This window comes from Mesorhizobium sp. WSM4817, from assembly GCF_055811135.1.
Genome location: NZ_JBVVQQ010000004.1, coordinates 242,388 through 259,702, shown reverse-complemented (window position 1 = coordinate 259,702; position 17,315 = coordinate 242,388). Strand labels below are relative to the sequence as shown.

The window sequence follows — 17,315 nt, the reverse complement described above, 5'->3', positions numbered from 1 at the left end:
CTGCAACGCCGAGTTGCCGCGATCGGATCAGCAACGCTCGCCTTGACCGCTGCGCTTTAAGAGATCCAGCGGGTTCTTCCGGCGCAAACGTCTCGAACGCAGCCGCGCAGCCAGCGGTGCGCCTGATCGGCATCCAGCCGCGGGTGCCACAAAAGTGAGACCGAGATTTCCGGCAGGGGAACCGGCAGAGGGAAACAGAACATTCCATCGCGCAGGTTTCCCGTATAGCGTTCGGGAACGCTGGCGATCAGGTCTGAGGCACGCGCCAGAGCCAGAGCTTCCGAAAAGCCGCCGACGACCGTCACGACCTCCCGTTTCAACCCTAACGGCGCAAGGGCATCGTCGACCGGTCCCCTGTCGAGCCCGCGACGGGAGATGAGGATGTGCCGTCCGGCTGCGTAGCGGGCAGGGGTCATCATCACCTCGCACAATGGATGTCCCATTCGCACGACGCCAACGAAACGATCACGGAACAGCGCTTGCGCGCGAATCTCCGGTCCCGTGGCCTTTCCGACAACGCCGGTCTCCAGGTCTACGCTGCCGTCGCGCAGAGGCGTGCTGTCCTTGTCCGGCTTCAGCACAAAACGCAGCCGCACGCCCGGTGCCTGTTCGCCGACGCGCGCAATGAGATCCGGCCCGAAATTCTCGACAAAGCCGTCCTGGTTTCTGAGCGTGAAGGTCCGCACAAGCCGTTTCAGGTCGAGCATCTCAACAGGGCGCAAAACGGCTTCGGCGTCCTGCACAAGCCAACCGACGCGCTCGCGGAGCTCGAGGGCCCGAGGCGTCGGAACGAGGCCGCGTCCGGCCCTGACCAGCAGCGGATCGCCCGTCGTCTCTCGTAATCGCGCCAGCGCCCGGCTCATCGCCGACGGGCTCAGCCGCAGCCTTCTGGCGGCGCGCGCCACGCTGCCTTCCGTCAACAACACGTCAAGCGTGACAAGCAGATTGAGGTCGGGATGCGACATATGATGATCTTAGCATGGCCGGCACGATCTGACATGGCGTCAAACGCAATGATTACGTGCAAATGATGCGCCTTCCGCCATCTCAAGCAAAGGACTACCTGTCTGCCAGCTCCGTTTCGGGAGTCGCGCCAGAAAACGGAGTTCATGTTGAAGCCAATCGATGCAGGACGGGCAGTCGCCGAAAATCCAGAACGGGCACCTGCGGTTCGGTGGGCGCTCGCCGGCCTTTCGCTATCGATGTTGCTGTCCTCGCTCGGCATCAGCATCGCCAATGTCGCCTTGCCGACGTTGACGCAGGCGTTCGACGCCTCGTTCCAGGAGGTCCAGTGGATCGTGCTGGCTTACCTCCTCGCCATCACCACCCTGATCGTCAGCGTCGGGCGACTAGGTGACATCACCGGTCGCCGGCGGCTGCTGCTGGCCGGGCTGTTCCTGTTTACGGTGGCCTCGGTCCTGTGTGGCGTCGCGCCGACGCTCTGGTTGCTGATTGCAGCCCGGGCGGCCCAGGGCTTGGCGGCGGCCATCATGATGACCCTGACCATGGCTTTTGTCGGTGAGACGGTGCCGAAGGCAAGGACCGGCAGCGCCATGGGGCTGCTCGGAACGATGTCGGCGATTGGCACCGCTCTCGGTCCCTCGCTCGGCGGTCTGCTGATTGCCGGAGCCGGTTGGCGGGCGATCTTCCTCGTCAACGTGCCACTGGGCTTGCTGGCATTTTGTCTCGCCTACCGCTATCTGCCGGTTGATCGCCGGGAGCCGAAGACGGATCGGGCCGGCTTCGACGTTGTCGGCACGCTGCTGCTTGCCCTGACGCTTGGCGCCTATGCGCTCGCGATGACGATCGGGCGTGGCAGTTTTGGTCAGCTCAACCTGGCTCTATTCGTGGCTGCAGTCTTCGCGGCCGGTTTGTTTGTGCTTGTCGAGGCGAGAGTGGCGTCGCCTTTGATCCGATTGGCCGCTTTCGGCAATACGACGTTGAGCGCGAGCCTCGCCACGAGCGCGCTCGTGGCGACGGTGATGATGGCGACACTGGTAGTCGGGCCGTTCTATCTGTCTCGTGCGCTCGGGCTCGACGCCGCTGTTGTTGGCATCGTCATGTCGGTCGGTCCGCTTGTCGCCGCGCTGACAGGTGTGCCGGCTGGTCGCATAGCCGACCGTTTTGGCGCTGGGCGCATGACCGTCATTGGGCTTATCGCGATAGCCGCCGGTTGCTTCATTCTATCCGTGATGCCGGCAATATCGGGCATCCCTGGCTACATCGCCCCGATCGCCGTCATCACATCTGGCTATGCGCTGTTTCAAACGGCAAACAACACCGCTGTCATGTCGGATATCCGCCCGGACCAGCGGGGCGTCATTTCCGGCTTGCTCAATTTGTCGCGCAATCTCGGGCTCATCACCGGCGCATCCGTCATGGGCGCTGTGTTCGCATTCGCCTCAGAGGCCATCGACATCGCAACGGCGCGGCCCGACGCCGTCGCGACCGGTATGCGGATCACGTTTGCAGTCGCGGCAATACTGATCATCGTCGCGCTCGTCGTTGCGGTCGGAGGCCGCGTTCTCGCGGCACGCCCGTCGCTGCCTGGCGTGTCATGACACGAGACCGGACGCTTTGGGGCCGATGCTTGTCCAAACAGGGCGTCAGATCAGCAGCAGGCCCTTCATGCTGGCATGACCCTTCTTGCCGATGATGATGTGATCGTGGACGGCGATGCCGAGCGGTTTGGCCGTCTCGATGACCAGCTTTGTCATCTCGATGTCGGCGCGCGACGGCGTCGGGTCGCCTGACGGATGATTATGCGCCAGAATGATCGCCGTGGCGGAGAGTTCGAGCGCCCGCTTGACCACTTCGCGCGGATAGACCGGCGTGTGGTCGACGGTGCCGACCTGCTGCACCTCGTCGGCGATCAGCGCGTTTTTCTTGTCGAGAAACAGGATACGGAACTGCTCGCGCTCCTCGAAGGCCATGACCGACCGGCAGTATCCGAGAACCTGCGTCCAGGACGACAGGACCTCGCGGCCCTTGATCTCGCTACGCGCCGCGCGTTGGGCGGCCGCGGCAACGATCTTCAGATCGAGTGCCACTGCCGGACCGATACCGCTGACCTCCTCAAGCCGTGCGACGGGGGCGCCAAGCACCTCGGCCAGCGTGCCGAAGCGTGCCAGCAATGCCTTGGCGACGGGCTTGGTGTCGGCGCGGGGGATCAGGCGAAACAGCAAGAGCTCCAGCAATTCGTAGTCGGGGAGGGCGTCGGAACCGGCCGCAAACCGTTGGCGCAAGCGGTCGCGATGGCCGAGATAGTGCGGCTTTTCGGGCGACTTATCGGCCGAATTGGCTTTCGCGAGCGGTTTTATCGGTGTTTCGGGAAAGAAGATCCGTTCGTCATCGTCGCTGGTCTTTCCCATAGGCCGCCCGCATTTTCTTGACCGGAAAGATCCGGCCCTCGCGCAAACACTATGCTGGCAGGCCGGGGCGGTCGAGGTTTTTTGGCGACAGCGTGAAAATCTCGCATCCGGTCTCGGTGACGCCGATCGTGTGCTCGTACTGCGCCGACAGCGAGCGGTCGCGTGTCACCGCCGTCCAGCCATCCGACAGCACTTTTACGTGCGGCCGGCCGAGATTGATCATCGGTTCGACGGTGAAGATCATGCCCGGCCGCATCTCGACGCCCTCGCTGGCGCTGCCATAGTGCAGGATGTTCGGCGCATCGTGAAAGAGCTGGCCGACGCCGTGGCCGCAGAAATCGCGCACCACCGAGCAGCGCTCGGCTTCGGCATAGGTCTGGATGGCGGCGCCGATGGCGCCGGTGCGGGCGCCGGGCCTGATCGCGGCGATGCCGCGCATCAGGCATTCATGCGTGACCTCGAGCAGGCGCTCGGCGGCGCGCTTGATCGTGCCCACCGGATACATGCGCGAGGAATCGCCATGCCAGCCATCGAGGATGTAAGTGACATCGATGTTGACGATGTCGCCGTCCTTCAACGGCTTGCTGTCGGGGATGCCATGGCAGACGACGTGGTTGATCGAGGTGCAGGACGACTTGGTGTAGCCGCGATAGTTGAGCGTCGCCGGCAATGCGCCGTGATCCATGCCGAACTCGAAGACGAAGCGGTCGATGGTTTCGGTGGTGACGCCCGGCGCGACGATCGACACCAGTTCGTCGAGGCAGCGCGCGGTGAGATCGCAGGCCTTGCGCATGCCGGCAAACCCTTCTTCGCCATAGAGGCGGATCTGGCCGGTGTTTCTGAGCGGTGCCGTGGCGGCGTCGAGATAGGTGACCATTGTGTCCATCTTGCCGGGTGAAAGGGCTTCTGTTGAGCCCGCGAGAAAAGTCCCCCAGATTTGGCACCGGACGGCGCCAGGTTCAAGGACGAACTGCCGGCGATTGGGCTCAAGCCGGCGATATTCATGCTTTGCGGCTTCATCTTGTGAGTGTCCGGCCCCATGCCGGGCCGTTCGTCCGCACTGACGACATATTTTGTGAGCAAGAAGTTTCTGGGCAAGAAGCGGGGCCTGAGCGGAAAGCTGGTCAAAGCAACTTTTTGCGGCGAGCGGCGTTGCTGCGCGTTCTGGAGAGACAGGAATGGACAGATTGCAATTCGAGGTGCCGGTGCGCATCACGACCGCGCCTGGTCTGCCGGTCAAGGAAATATACAGCGTCGAACAGGCGCTGGATTTCCTGCAAGGCTGGCCGGTTCGCCGCCAGGGCCCAGTCTATCAGGCCGCGTTCAACGCCTGCTTCGGCGCCACCGTCGACCTGGTCGAGACCGAGGAGGCTTGCCGGGCGTTCATGGCATTCTGCCGGGTGAGCCGCCTGCTGGCCAGGGATATGATGGTCCCGCGCAAGCGCGGAGGCGAGGCGAGGGGGCTGAGGGCTTAACGGCTGAGTGGGCAAGTCCCAGCAAATTGCTTGATGCATGGCTCCGTGTGTTGACGAGTGGCAAATCTGCCCTCGGTGCCAACGCCTGTCGGTGATGCTGTGCCAACCAGCCACGAATCGGCTATGCGTCGCGCATGCAGGAAACGTCTCTTTACATCCCGGTGAAGCGGTTTCTTGAGGGTCTGGACTTCACTGTCAAAGGCGAGGTTGGCGGCTGCGATGTCGTGGGACTGCGTGACGGCGAGCCGCCCGTGCTCGTCATCTGCGAATTGAAGCTGCAGTTCAACCTCGAACTCATTCTTCAAGGTGTTGACCGTGCTGCGTCATGCGATGAGGTCTGGCTCGCGGCGAGGATGTCAAGTCGAGGCAAGGGCCGCGAGCACGATCGCCGGTTCCGTGCGCTGTGCCGGCGGCTCGGCTTCGGCCTTCTCGGGGTTGGCTCCGCCGGCAACGTCGAATTGCTGCTCAGTCCGGCCGCCTTGCCGCCCCGGCGAGACCCGAGGCGAAGATCGCGCCTGGTGGACGAGCATCGGCGCCGGCGCGGCGACCCTGTAGTCGGCGGCGGCTCGCGTACGCCGGTCATGACCGCTTACCGGCAGGACGCGCTGGCCTGCGCCGCTGCCATGGTCGACGGCCCAAAACGCCCGCGCGATCTGAAAACCATTTCGCCACGCGCCGCCAATATCCTGCTTCACAATGTCTATGGCTGGTTCGCCAGGGCCGAGCGCGGCGTTTATGCGCTTACCGACGTTGGCCGTGCTGCGCTACAGCGCTGGCCTCAATCGGCTTCTGACGAGGCGGCACGAGTCGTTTGAGCGACTTGCAGCGGCAGGCAGACAACGAAGCCCCCGTCAAGTGACAGAAGAGGTGGAGCGGCTTACGGTTGCCGGCCGCGCAACCGTGAGCAGAGTGGTCAGCCCCAGCGGCAGCGACGGCTGGATGACGGGCTTCTCGCGCTCAGGTTTCTTTAGAATGTAGAGCGGCTTGGCTGTCCTCAACTGCTGCAATTGTCGCCGGGCCTTGGCGCGCAGGGCGGTTTCCGCGGGTGCGGGCGATCCATTCTCAAGGACCAGAGTGAAAGCCTGGGCCGCCTCATCCGTCCGCTGCAGGGCGAGAAGGCTGCGGCCCAGGGCATAACGCGCCAGAATGAGGCCTGGATTGAGGTCCGTTGCTCGCCCAAACGACTCGATGGCTGCGGAGTGGTCGTTTAGCGACTGCTGGGCAATGCCCAGGCAAAGCCAGGCGTTTACAGATTGCGGCGACATGGCTGCAAGCGCGCCGAAGCATTCCGCAGCCTGACGGTGATCGCCCTTGGTGCCCAGAACGTGACCGAGTCCGTACAGAGCCTGATCATGCGTCGGCTCGGTGTTCAGGATCTGGCGATAGATGTTTTCGGCCTGGATGATCCAACCCTTCTTGTGGAGGCCGGCCGCCTGCTGCAACGCGCCGACCAAGGATCGCCTGTCCAGCCGGTCGCCAAGGTTCCGGCCGGTTTTGGTTCGTACCAATGTGCAGTTGAGGACGGTGTCGTGGGTACCGAAGGAATATTTGTAAGGTTCGTTGCCGCGCAGGAAATCATATGTCCGGAAACCGTTCTCGATCGCGCGGCGGATGCAATAACCGTGCAGGACCAGTCCCGACGGCAGCATGTCGGCCGTCTCGTCGCGCCCGACCATGTGGAACAGCATGCTCTTCTTGACCGGATCGAGGAAGATCGCGAGAGCGCTCAAGGGCCGGTCGCCGTGCCAAAGCACAGGCACATACAGCGTGCCCCGTTCGAAAGCTTGCCTGAAAAGCAGTCGGTTGCTCTTGACCAGGCCGGGAACGAGATTCCCCTTTCGCGGCGTCCACTTGATGCGCCAGAACTCGAGCAGGATGTCGATATCGCGCTCGATGGTAGAGGCGTCGGCATGCGTTATGCGAAACTCGTCAGAGTTCTCCAGCTTCCGGAGAAATCTCCGCATCTTTTGGCGAGTGTTAGCGCTGAGATTGTGCAGAAGATAATCTTCCCATGAGGACGGGAGGTCGATCGCCGGGCATATGCAGTTGTCAACATTGTCAACCTGGTTGACGCGCCTCATTCGACGCATCGTCAGCCGATTGTCGGAAAGCTGCTCCATCAGCCAGCCTATCCTGCGTTCCGACATCCGCAGGTTTTCCAGATGCAGGCTGGCCCAATGCATCGTCTTCAGATGCTTCGCGAAAACCGCGATTGCCCGGTAGGCGTATTCCGGCGCGCAGAGGATGCCGGTATAATCGGCTGCAAGGTTTCCCCCCATATACACTTCATGGTAGATTTCGCCGGTTTTTTTCCTCATGCTGGTGCGCAGCCGGAGCGGCAGAAGCGCGACATAGGGAGAGCCCGGCGGCCCCTTGCGTGCCGCCAAAATGAACCATTCACCGTCGAAGCGTCGAAGATAGTGGGAAAGAAAGTCCCACGAGACGAAGAAATGCGCGTCGGGATCCCTAGCGTAGAGGTCGTCCCAGTTGTCGCGAAGCCCGTTCAGTTCTTCTGGGCGTGTCAAGACGTCGATCTGCATACTTACCCCCCGCCTCTACGGTCAGCGCTCATTAAATGCCCTAGCCATGCTGTCCTTGATCGGCTTGGACAGGTAGCTGAAAAAGGTCCGCTCCGCCGTCTGGATGAGAATTTCAGCGGGCATGCCTGGCGTCGGAACAAATCCAGGCACGCGAGCCAGTTCGCTGACTGGGAGGTTGACGCGCGCCAGATAAACCTCCTTTGCGGTCGGGCCGGAGGCGTCGGGGAGCGAGTCGGCCGAGACGTAGTAAACTTCGCCGTTCAGAACCGGCGTCGTGCGCGCGTTGAGCGCGACCAGCCGTACCGTCGCCTTTTGTCCGACCTTGACATTGTCGATCTCGGTGCGAGGCACCTGCGCTTCTATGATAAGCGGCACATTCGCCGGCAAGATCTCCATGATGCTCTTGCCGCTCTCGATCACGCCGCCGGACGTGTGGTAGAACAGCCGCACGACAGTGCCCGAAACCGGCGCATTGATCGTCGCTCGGCGCAGCACGTTTTGCGCCTCGCGGGACTGTTCGCGGATGCTGTCCAGTTCGGTTTCAACGCCCTCGAGTTCGTCGAGCGCCGCCTGGCGGTAGGCGTTTTCTGTCTGCCGCATCTCCTGTTCGTGCTTGATGACCTGGGCGCCGGTCTCGGATATCTCTGCTGAGAGCCGTCCCATCTGCCCTTCGGCATCTGCTATGGCGCGCTGAATCGCCTTGATCTCGGTCGCGCGGATCAATCCTTGGTCGAGCAGGGTCTTCTTGCCGGTATACTCCTCGCGTAGCAGACCGAGCTGTATCGTGACCGCTTTCAGCAACTGCTCATAACCGCCCGCCCGGAACTTCAGGGCGCCGATGTTCTGGTCGAGCAATCGGATCTCGCTGCTCATTTTGGTGCGCGAGCCCTCGAAGTTGAGACGCTGGCTATGCACGATCGAAGCAATTTCCGGGTCGTCGCGATTTTCGGTTATTGTGGCCGGGAACTGTATAGTCTCCGCCCCGTGCACCTCGGCGGTCAAGCGCGCCACGATCGCTTCAAGGCGCGCCTGGCGGAAGAACAACTGCCGTTCCTTTGCCCGCGCGGCCGTTTCGTCGAGCAGCACCAAAGGCTGATTGGTTACGACATGGTCGCCTTCGCTAACCAGAAGCTGCTTGATGATACCCCCTTCGAGGTGCTGGATGATCTTGTTCTGCCCAGTGGCCACGAAGCTTCCTTGCGCGACGATCGCGGCTGCGAGCGGTGCCGTGAATGCCCAGGTGCCAAATCCGCCGAAGGTGACGGCCATCAGCAGCAATCCGGCGGTCGTCTGCTTCCAAATGGAACGCGGAACGGCGCCATACCATTGAGCGTCTTCGATCTTGGCTATTTCCTTCACGGCCGTTCTCTCTCATTTGACCTGGATATTGGCAAAATGGCCGCCATCGAGGCTCATGCCGCGCGCCGCCAAAGCCTGGAGCACGTCCTGACGCATCCCGAAAAGAGCCACGGTGCCGTTGACGAGCACCAGGATCTTATCCACGGTCTGCAGCAAAGCAGGCCGCTGCGTGATCGTCACCATCGTGATCTTTTGCTCTTTGGCTTGCTGCAGGGCGCGCGACAAAGCCAACTCGCCAGCGGTGTCGAGGTTCGAATTCGGCTCGTCGAGGACCACCAGTTTCGGGCTGCCGAAAAAGGCGCGCGCCAGAGCGATACGCTGCTTCTGCCCGCCAGATAGCGGCGCGCCATCGGCGGCGACAAAGGTCTCGTAGCCATGCGGGAGCGAGGCGATCAGTTCGTGCACGTCGGCTAGCTTGGCGGCTTCGTAAATTGCGCCATCGTCGACGTTTTCGCGCATTCTGGCGATGTTCGCCTTGATCGACCCCGGGAAAAGCTGCACGTCCTGGGGAAGGTAGCCGATGCTTTCACCAAATTGCCGCTGATCCCAGTTCCGCAGGTCCATCAGGTCGAGCCGCACGCTTCCCGAAGTTGGAAGGATCGAGCCGACGAGCATTTTGCCCAGGGTCGTTTTTCCGGCGCCCGAATTGCCGATGATCGCCAGCGAGTCTCCGGCCTCCAGGCCAAAGCCGATGCCATTGAGCACGACACGTTTGGTTCCTTGCGGCACGAACAGCAGCCGCTCGACATCGAGGCGCCCTTCCGGACGCGGCAGCTTCAGGCGTTCGAAGTTCAGCGGGGATTCCTTCAGCAGCGCACTGATGCGGCCAAAGGCGGCGCGTGACTGCACAACCTGGTTCCACCCTTCAATCGCACCCTCGATCGGGCCAAGTGCGCGACCGGCAATGATTGACGCGGCGATGACCATGCCACCCGTGACCGAGCCTTCGATGGCCAGGTAGGCGCCCCAGCCGAGCATTATGACCTGGGTCAGCAGCCGGACGCCCTTGGAAAGAGAAGCAAAGGCTATGTTTCGGTCCTGAGCTATGACCTGCCATTTGAGCGAGTTGCCGGTATCCTTGCCCCAGATCCACACGGCTTCGGGGATCATCGCGAGCGCGTTGATGATCTGCGAGTTGCGCGACATCGAATCGACGTGGAGGTTGGCTTTGGTTTGGCTTGTGTTGGCCTCGCCGAACGGCTTGGCGGTTGCGCGCTGGTTGGCGAGCGTGATGGCCAGCAGCAGCAGCGCCGTCGCCACGACGATAAAGCCGAGGTCGGGGTGGATCAGGAATATCGCCAGCATGAACAACGGGGCCATCGGCGCATCGAGAAGAGACAGCAACGTGCCGGACACCAGAAACGTACGCAGCTGCTGAAGATCCCCCAGCGTCTGATATTCGCGCCCGTTGCTGTGCAGTGAAGCCCTGGCGGCTGCGCTGAGGATTGGTCCGCCCAGTTGGGCGGCGACCTCGACAGCTGTGCGCATGAGGATGAAGCGCCGGATGGCGTCAAATACCGACTGCAGGATGACTGCGCCGACAATCACGACCGTCAGCATCACCAGGGTGTCGACCGAGCGGCTCGTCAGGACGCGATCCGAAATCTGGAAGAGGTAGACAGGTATCGCAAGCACCAGCACGTTGGTCGCGATCGTGAAGATCATCACCGCGATGAGGTTCTTCTTGACCGCGCGAAGGCCGGCTGTGAGGCTTGCCGAGAGATCGACTGGGCCAAGACGCTTGTGGAACCCGCCGCCGCCATTGCCGCCGCCACCGCCACCGCCCTTGCCGGTTCCGGTCGGACCACCGCCGCCAGGCACTTCCCGGGCAAGCAAGGGACCGCGGTCGCCCTCGATTGTCACGCCGGGCAGAACCGGCTTGTTCTTCATCTCCTGCGTGGGCTGCTCGCCCACTCGCGCGCTCGGCTGGTCCTGCTTGCCGGGCGCGTCCTTCGGCGCGTTCGGCGTCTTGCGTTCCAATATTTCCGGCTCCGGCTTGCGCGCCGGTTCTTCCCTTGGTGGTACGGCGCGCTGGGTCGGCTCGGAGATCCGAGGGCTTGGTGGCCGGATCTCCTGCGTGGGCGGCTCTACTCGCGCGCTCGGCTGGTCCTGCTTCGCGGGCGCGTCCTGCAGTGTGCTCGGCGTCTTCCGTTCCAATATTGCCGGCTCGGGCTTGCGCGCGGGTTCTTCCTTTGGTGATACGGCGCGCTGGGCCGGTTCGGAGATCCGAGGGCTCGGTGGCCGGATCTCCTGAGTGGGCGGCTCGCCTGCTCGCGCGCTCGGCTGGTCCTGCTTCCCGGGCTCGTCCTGCAGTGTGCTCGGCGTCTTCCGTTCCAATATTTCCGGCTCGGGCCTGCGCGCAGGTTCTTCCATTAGCGCTACGACACGCTGGGCCGGCTCGGAGATCCGAGGGCTCGGTGGCCGGATGGGGTCGGGCTTTCTAATGCTGTCTGCGGCTGGAGCAGTGGGCGTGGCCGGCGACGGAGCCGAAGGCGCTTTTGCTTGCGGATAGGGTGGTTGCACCTCGCGTGGCTGAGCGCGGCTATCACCAGGTAAAGGCGCGGTGGAAGGGCGCGCTTGTTCGGTGACCCTGGCTTGTTCGGTGACCTTGGCTGGCGTCGCGTCGCGAACCGATGTTGGCGTTTCGGTTGGCCGGGCGCCCACTATGCGCCGCAATTCGGCAACGACATCGTCCAGTTCTTCCACCGAACGATCGACTGCCCTGCTATGACGAAACAAAGACTGTGAGATCGGCTCGGCGGCCTCGATAGACGCCTCGCTTCGCACGCCGTCATCCGGCCGATCCCATTCTGGTTCTTGGGCGAAAGCGCGCCCGGTTTGATCGCGATCTTCGGTCATTGCTGCCACCCCGGTTCGAAAATCACGCGAGAACGCTTTGCATCGGATCGGAATAGGTCTGCTCAGGCACGAGCGAGGGATACGCCACGTTTTGAGAGGCTTCCGGCGCCAGCATGTCGTCGTCGAGGAAAGCGACCGCTTCGTTCACCAGCACGTCGGGATTCTGGCCACCAAGATCGGGGCCGGTGGAAATCAGCTCCGCCTGGATGAGGATCTCGTCCGAATAGATGCCGCCGCCGACATAGGTCTTGCCGGTGGAATCCACGTCGGCAATGTAGGCATAATTGACCAGCGAGTTGGTTCCCGTCGAAACTGTCCAGTCCGCCTCCGGATGCGCCAGCGCATTCATGGCCAGGGCCACCTGATCGCTGTCACCAAGAATGGTGGTCTGTTTGATGTATTGTAGATTGAGGATGTCGCCGGAGACGTAGAGCACCCGAATCGCCCCGATGCCCGCGAATGCGCCATCGTTCAGTATGTCGGAAAGGTCACCGTTGCCGTTCTGCAGGCTTTCACACGCCTTGCGATAAGCTTCAGACATCTCCTCGAAGCGATCGCCGGCGCCGCAATTGACGATGTTGGCCTGGTTCCAAAGCAGATTGTCGCTGGTGGAGGCCGCGCCTTCGCCGGTTGTCTGGAAACCATCGACCGTGCCGATCAGGTCGTTGTCCAGGAGCACGTTCAACTGATGGATGATGTTGGCGTCATAAATGTTTCCGCCGACGACGATCAGGTCGTAATTGAAGCCCAGTTCGTCCAGCGAAATGTCGTTGGCCGCCGTGTTGGCGCCGGCTGTCACCAGCGTCTTGACTCCCGATGACGACAGGACGGAAACGTCATTGTCCATCATGAAGGTGTATTGCTGGATCCAGTTCATGATGAGCAGGTCACCTTCGACCTCGGTGACAACCCAGTGCCTGGGAAAGTCACCCTGGTTGGCCTGCGACGCCGCAGCTTCCGCCGACGGATCGATGCGCTTGAACATCGCGATATTGAAGCCTTGGGTCGGATCGGTGGCGTTCAGGCCCCAACCGTTGATGGAGGCACTGACGAGATCGCTGTCGCACGAAACATTGATCTGAATGATCGCGTTGAGCTCGACATGGTCGCCCATCACCGCGCAAACCGGCGACTGCAGCCAATTGTTGGCCATCGACACGCTGTTGACGAGGAGATTGCCGCCGGCTTCCAGCTCGACCGAAACATCGATGTCGATGCTTCCGGACCCAGGCGTGTAGGAGGGTTGCTCGGGCTCTTCTTCGTCGTCCTCTTCCTCATCGGCCCGACGGTGCTTCTCCGGGAGGTGATCGTCGAGCTTGGGCGCTTCGTCCACGGACTGCCCATTGACGTAAGTGCCTTCGATGACGTCGGCCTTGACGACGAAAACATCGGCTTCGCCATCCGTTTCCTCCGGATAGCCGTTGAGCCGTTCGCCGGCTGTCTTGATGACAGCCACTATCTCCTCGGACGAACCCGGCATTTCCAGATCGTCGATCGGCGACAGATCCGCCGCCGCGCCCAGCAAGGCCGTCATTTCGGCAGCATGGTCGGCTGCTGCGGGGGAGAATTTCAGGCCATGTCCGCCAGCGCCGACATAGTCGTTATCGGAGAGCTGAAGCTCCTGGTTGATAAGGACCGCCACCGAGCCAGGGGGCTCGATATGGGGCAGGATCAGGCGTGAAGGCGCACTCCCCATCGGCGGTGCGTCCGGGTGGAACACGAAACCTGGATAGGCGACGTCCGGCTGCGGGATCGCAGGGATGTCTGGAGGAACGAATTGGAAATCCGACCAGGGTGTCGTCAGGACAAGTTTTGGTGGAACTGGCGAATACTCGATGGAGGGAACGAAATCCTCCAGATCGTATCCTGCGTCGACGTTGACCGTTTGACTGGCAAGCTCGGGCGTTTCTTCCTCGACCGCCTGGGCCGCCTTGAATTCGTCATAGGCTTTCCTGAGACGGGCTTGCTCCAGCGTGATTTCAAAAAGTCCCACAAAGTGGCTGATCGCCTCGGTGATCTTGTCCATATACACGGAAGTTTCCTCCGGTTTTCGAGATCATCCGCGCCCTCGCCGGGTCGCGCTTCTCTTCTCTGGTTGGGAAGACTGCGCGGGGTTTTCCCCCGCGCAGCCCCTTTTTTGCAGGTCTCGCCGCGGCGAGACCGGCTATGCCAGTTATGTCGCGTCGTCTTCGCCAACCAGCGAGCTGGTGAGGTTGCCGCCCACTACAGTCATGTCGACCGAGTGGCCTTGCAGGTTGGCGCCCATCACGATCTGCTGGTTGAAGCCGTTCATGTCGATGGTGCCATTGGCGTTGGCCTGGCTTATGGCTTCGATGTGCTGGTCGTGGCCGATATTCGACCCCCAGCTGCCGCCGCCGCCGCCATCGCCAGCCGCGCCGCCGGTCGCAGTCGCTGCGCCGCCGTTGCCGCCAGCGCCGCCCGTGGCGTCGCCGCTCCAGGCATAGCCGCCGTCCGCTCCGTCAGCCCAAGCGCCGCTGAGAGCAACCGCGCCCGTTCCACCGGTCGCCGTCGAAGCGCCGCCGGTCGCATCGCCGCCAGTCGCGTCGCCGGCCGTGGCCGCACCGCTGGTGGCTGCGCCACCGGTGTTGACGTTGCTCGCCAGGCCGCTGCCGGCACCGCCGCTGCCGGCACCGCCGGTTGCGTCGCCGCTCGTGCCAGCCCCACCCGCGCCGCTGCCGGCGCCGCCGCCGGCGCCGCCGACGCCAGAGCCAGTGCCAGAGCCAGTGCCCGTGCCAGAGCCAGCGCCGCCGGTCGAGCCTGCGCCGCCGCCAGTCGAGCTTGCAGCGCCGCCATCGACATCGGCGAAGTTGCCGGCAACCGCGCCGCCGCCACCGCCACCGCCGCCACCGCCGCCGCCACCACCGGTGTTACCGGCATCGGTGTCGCCATTCGCGGCGATCGGGATAGCTACGGCGACGTTGTCATCGCTTTTGTTCCCACCCCAAGAGGCACCGTTGTCGCTGCCAGCTTCGGCATCGTCCATCAGTGCCAGGGCGACAGGTACCGCGGTCGAGTCGCCGCCGCGTCCACCGTTGCCGCCGGACCCGCCGTCGCCGCCCTTGGCGTCGGCAAAGCCAAGCGCGCCAGCGTCGCCGCCCTTGGCGTCGGCATCGCCGCCGTCGGCCTTGGAGTCGCCGCCGACGCCGACGCCCAGGCCGAGGCCCAGACCGAGCCCGACGCCGTCGCCGCCGTCGCCGCCCTTGGCATCGCCGCTGTCGCCGCCAAAGGCTTCGCCGCTGTCGCCGTAACCGCCCTTGCCGTCACCGCCGAGGCCTGCGCCGACAGCCACGCCGGTCGCGTCGCCGCCCTTGGCGTCGCCGCTAACCGCGATCGGCACGGCGTCGCCGCCATAAGCGCTGCCGCCGTCGGACTTGGCGTCAGCGGAGCCGACGACAATCGGCACGCTCACGGCCACACCGCCGCCCTTGGCGTCGCCAGCCTTGGCGTTGCCGGTATCGGCATCGCCGCCCTTGGCGCCGAAGCCACCCAAAGCGACCGAATCGCCAGCATGGCCGCCGTCGCCGCCGGCATCAATGCCTTCGTCGGACTTGGCGTAACCACCCTTGGCGTCGCCCTTGTTGCCGAAGTAGCCGTTATTCTGGACCGTCGCGCTGCCGAGATAGTCGTTGTCCTTCATGTCGCCGGTCTGGTTGATGATGGTGGCGCTGTGGCCATTGCCAGCGCCGGCAAACGCGCCGTTCAGGACGTCCGAGAAGCTGACGTCATCGCCCGGATCGAAGCTGATGTCGCCGTCGCGGCTGAACATCATGACGCCGCCGAGGCCGACATTCACGTCGTCGAGGTCAATGAAATCGTCGTCCTGCTTTCCGTCCGACGTCGCGCTGGCGCTAACATTGGCGTTAACATTGGTGTTAACGTTGTTGGTGTTGGTGTTGGTGTTGCTGTTGTTGCTGCTGTTGCTGCTCGAATTGCTGTTGTTATTGCCGTTATTGTTGGTGTTGTCGCTGGTCGAATTGGCCGTAGCGTCGCCAATGCCGATGCCAGCTCCGACACCCACACCTACGCCGACGCCTACACCGGTGGCGTCAGCGTCGCTCTTGGCGTCAGCGTCGGATTTGGCATCGGCTTTGGCGTCGGCGCTGGCGTCGCTCTTGGCGTCGGCGCTGGCGTCGCTCTTGGCATCGCCATCTCCGATATCGATTACGGTGTCGTCATCGGAGACATCGCCGATGAACTGCCAACCGGTGTTGGAGTTATTGCTGTTGCGAGTAGTCATTGTCGTTCCCTCGGTTAGAGGCCACGACAACCGAACCACATTCAATCTGACGTGGTCTTGGGCTGCTCGCGGCCGTTAAGTTTTCTCGGTAAGAGGCCGCGACAACCGAACCACATTCAATCTGACGTGGTCTTGGGCTGCTCGCGGCCATTAAGTTTTCATGTGGTTGGTTTTGGATCGCCTGCGCCTAGGGGACTAAGGCCGGAGATCCGGTCATCGTCTGTTTTTATGGCGTCACCTCCCTTTGACGGGGGAGCGAGGCAGCCAGATTGCGCACGAGTTACCGCCTGCGCCGCCCAACGGTGCGGTCGCTCGCTGCTCTCGTGATCTCTGGATGTTCCCCAAACTCCCAATACGGAACATTGGAAGTCTGTGACCGTCAGCCGTAAATTGAAAGCTGATAGTTGGAGCTAGCCCGTTTGGGACGATCTGCTCGCCATGAAGGGTTAAATCCTGGGCGGAAAACCGGGTCGGTAGCAATGGTGATTGGCGGACAGTTGCGCGCCGCGCCGCTGCCAGCATAGGGTTGCCTAGCAATTGCCTAGCTCGTCAGGACTATATTTTTTCGCCTAGTTTTGAGTTAGGAAGTAGTTAACGTGTGTCGTCCGGGTTAGGGGTTCCCGGCCTTTAGTGAGGTTAGTAGACAGGTGGGCCATGAATGGGGTGGATGGGGTGGAGGCGAGCGGACGAGGTCGAGCTGATTCCGCCGATAGAGAATCCTGGGCCCGACGAACCTTGCTGTTCATCGCCCCTGACGACACGATCTCCGAGAGCCTGGTGCATGCCGTCGAAAGGGAATTCCCGTGGATCGGGGTTGAGCGCGTTCGCGACCTGTCCGCCACCTGGACGGCGTTCGAACCTTCGGTTTCCCTTATTCTGATCGATGCGGTGTTTCTGAGCGAGATCGATTCCTGTTCCGCCCAGCTGGCCCGCTTCCACCCGGCAGCCATGACCGCTGTGATGCAGGACGACGGCAGGAGGCCGCTTATCCCCGATGAGGTCTTTGCGTCGCGAGTGGTGCGCGGCGTGCTTCCCATGAACCTGAAGCTGGATGTGTGGCTTTCCGTGATCAGGCTCATGCTGCGCGGAGGCGAATATTTCCCCTTGGCCATGTTTCAGCCGTACCTGAACAACGGCATGCCCCATAGCGAGGCGAAGGAGTCGAAGCCCCCCATCAAACGGCAAGCCGCACTCGAGGAGTCTGGCCAACTGACATGTCGGGAGAGCCAGATCCTGGAGATGGCGTCGCAGGGACTGCAGAATAAAACCATAGCCGCCGCACTTCGCCTTTCCGAACACACCGTCAAAATTCACATGCACAACATCATCAACAAGCTGGGCGCCCACAACAGGACTGAAGCCGCAGCCCTTTTTCATGCCAGACGGGTTGCGGCCGCTGGAATGGTTCCCGGTGCGGATCGCCCGGTGATCTCAACTCTCACGTGAGCAGGTC

Annotated in this window: 12 protein-coding genes; 4 read left to right on the top strand and 8 right to left on the bottom strand. The window is 62.6% G+C overall.

Annotated elements, in window-relative coordinates; translation table 11 throughout:
* Window positions 1-56: 56 nt before the first annotated feature.
* Window positions 57-965 carry a LysR family transcriptional regulator gene (locus AC0L2K_RS08260; protein WP_473531093.1) on the bottom strand — a complete coding sequence of 303 codons (909 nt, stop codon included), beginning with the start codon at window positions 963-965 and terminating at the stop codon, window positions 57-59.
* A 147-nt stretch (window positions 966-1,112) separates the two neighbouring features.
* Here AC0L2K_RS08260 and AC0L2K_RS08255 point away from each other — a divergent pair, with 147 nt between their 5' ends.
* Window positions 1,113-2,561 (top strand): MFS transporter, encoded by a 1,449-nt coding sequence (locus tag AC0L2K_RS08255; protein WP_473531136.1) that lies wholly within the window; start codon window positions 1,113-1,115, stop codon window positions 2,559-2,561.
* Window positions 2,562-2,606: 45 nt separating this feature from the next.
* Here AC0L2K_RS08255 and radC read toward each other — a convergent pair whose 3' ends face one another.
* Entirely contained in the window at window positions 2,607-3,371 is a 765-nt protein-coding gene (gene radC / locus AC0L2K_RS08250; protein ID WP_473531092.1) for a RadC family protein, read from the bottom strand.
* 49 nt (window positions 3,372-3,420) lie between these two features.
* Window positions 3,421-4,248 (bottom strand): type I methionyl aminopeptidase, encoded by an 828-nt coding sequence (map, locus tag AC0L2K_RS08245; protein WP_023802538.1) that lies wholly within the window; start codon window positions 4,246-4,248, stop codon window positions 3,421-3,423.
* 301 nt (window positions 4,249-4,549) lie between these two features.
* Between map and AC0L2K_RS08240 the strand changes: the two genes are divergently transcribed.
* Together AC0L2K_RS08240 and AC0L2K_RS08235 are read left to right on the top strand one after the other, a co-directional pair.
* The gene (locus AC0L2K_RS08240) at window positions 4,550-4,846 is read left to right on the top strand and encodes a DUF982 domain-containing protein (protein ID WP_473531091.1); all 297 of its coding nucleotides are present in this window, start codon (window positions 4,550-4,552) and stop codon (window positions 4,844-4,846) included.
* A 134-nt stretch (window positions 4,847-4,980) separates the two neighbouring features.
* Complete coding sequence (locus tag AC0L2K_RS08235; protein WP_473531090.1) at window positions 4,981-5,661, top strand: DUF2161 domain-containing phosphodiesterase; 681 nt, start codon at window positions 4,981-4,983, stop codon at window positions 5,659-5,661.
* 36 nt (window positions 5,662-5,697) lie between these two features.
* On the opposite strand, the gene AC0L2K_RS08230 is transcribed toward AC0L2K_RS08235, so the two are convergent.
* From AC0L2K_RS08230 to AC0L2K_RS08210, 5 genes are all read right to left on the bottom strand, one after another.
* On the bottom strand, window positions 5,698-7,386 hold the full coding sequence (locus AC0L2K_RS08230) for a GNAT family N-acetyltransferase (RefSeq protein ID WP_473531089.1): 1,689 nt from the start codon (window positions 7,384-7,386) through the stop codon (window positions 5,698-5,700).
* Between the two features lie 21 nt (window positions 7,387-7,407).
* A complete protein-coding gene (locus AC0L2K_RS08225; protein WP_128169944.1) occupies window positions 7,408-8,745 on the bottom strand; it encodes an HlyD family type I secretion periplasmic adaptor subunit in 1,338 nt (445 codons plus the stop codon).
* Between the two features lie 12 nt (window positions 8,746-8,757).
* Window positions 8,758-10,902: a type I secretion system permease/ATPase gene (locus AC0L2K_RS08220; RefSeq protein WP_473531088.1), complete on the bottom strand. Its 2,145-nt coding sequence runs from the start codon at window positions 10,900-10,902 to the stop codon at window positions 8,758-8,760.
* A 724-nt stretch (window positions 10,903-11,626) separates the two neighbouring features.
* Complete coding sequence (locus AC0L2K_RS08215; RefSeq protein WP_473531135.1) at window positions 11,627-13,630, bottom strand: type I secretion protein; 2,004 nt, start codon at window positions 13,628-13,630, stop codon at window positions 11,627-11,629.
* Between the two features lie 147 nt (window positions 13,631-13,777).
* Window positions 13,778-15,862: a hypothetical protein gene (locus tag AC0L2K_RS08210; RefSeq protein WP_473531087.1), complete on the bottom strand. Its 2,085-nt coding sequence runs from the start codon at window positions 15,860-15,862 to the stop codon at window positions 13,778-13,780.
* Window positions 15,863-16,597: 735 nt separating this feature from the next.
* Here AC0L2K_RS08210 and AC0L2K_RS08205 point away from each other — a divergent pair.
* On the top strand, window positions 16,598-17,308 hold the full coding sequence (locus AC0L2K_RS08205; protein ID WP_473531086.1) for a response regulator transcription factor: 711 nt from the start codon (window positions 16,598-16,600) through the stop codon (window positions 17,306-17,308).
* Window positions 17,309-17,315: the final 7 nt, after the last annotated feature.

What these genes read in the sequence shown, in the direction of transcription:
- AC0L2K_RS08260 (WP_473531093.1), bottom strand. Translation starts at nt 965, where the DNA reads ATGTCGCATCCCGACCTCAATCTGCTTGTCACGCTTGACGTGTTGTTG.
- radC (WP_473531092.1), bottom strand. Translation starts at nt 3,371, where the DNA reads ATGGGAAAGACCAGCGACGATGACGAACGGATCTTCTTTCCCGAAACA.
- map (WP_023802538.1), bottom strand. Translation starts at nt 4,248, where the DNA reads ATGGTCACCTATCTCGACGCCGCCACGGCACCGCTCAGAAACACCGGC.
- AC0L2K_RS08240 (WP_473531091.1), top strand. Translation starts at nt 4,550, where the DNA reads ATGGACAGATTGCAATTCGAGGTGCCGGTGCGCATCACGACCGCGCCT.
- AC0L2K_RS08235 (WP_473531090.1), top strand. Translation starts at nt 4,981, where the DNA reads ATGCAGGAAACGTCTCTTTACATCCCGGTGAAGCGGTTTCTTGAGGGT.
- AC0L2K_RS08230 (WP_473531089.1), bottom strand. Translation starts at nt 7,386, where the DNA reads ATGCAGATCGACGTCTTGACACGCCCAGAAGAACTGAACGGGCTTCGC.
- AC0L2K_RS08215 (WP_473531135.1), bottom strand. Translation starts at nt 13,630, where the DNA reads ATGGACAAGATCACCGAGGCGATCAGCCACTTTGTGGGACTTTTTGAA.
- AC0L2K_RS08210 (WP_473531087.1), bottom strand. Translation starts at nt 15,862, where the DNA reads ATGACTACTCGCAACAGCAATAACTCCAACACCGGTTGGCAGTTCATC.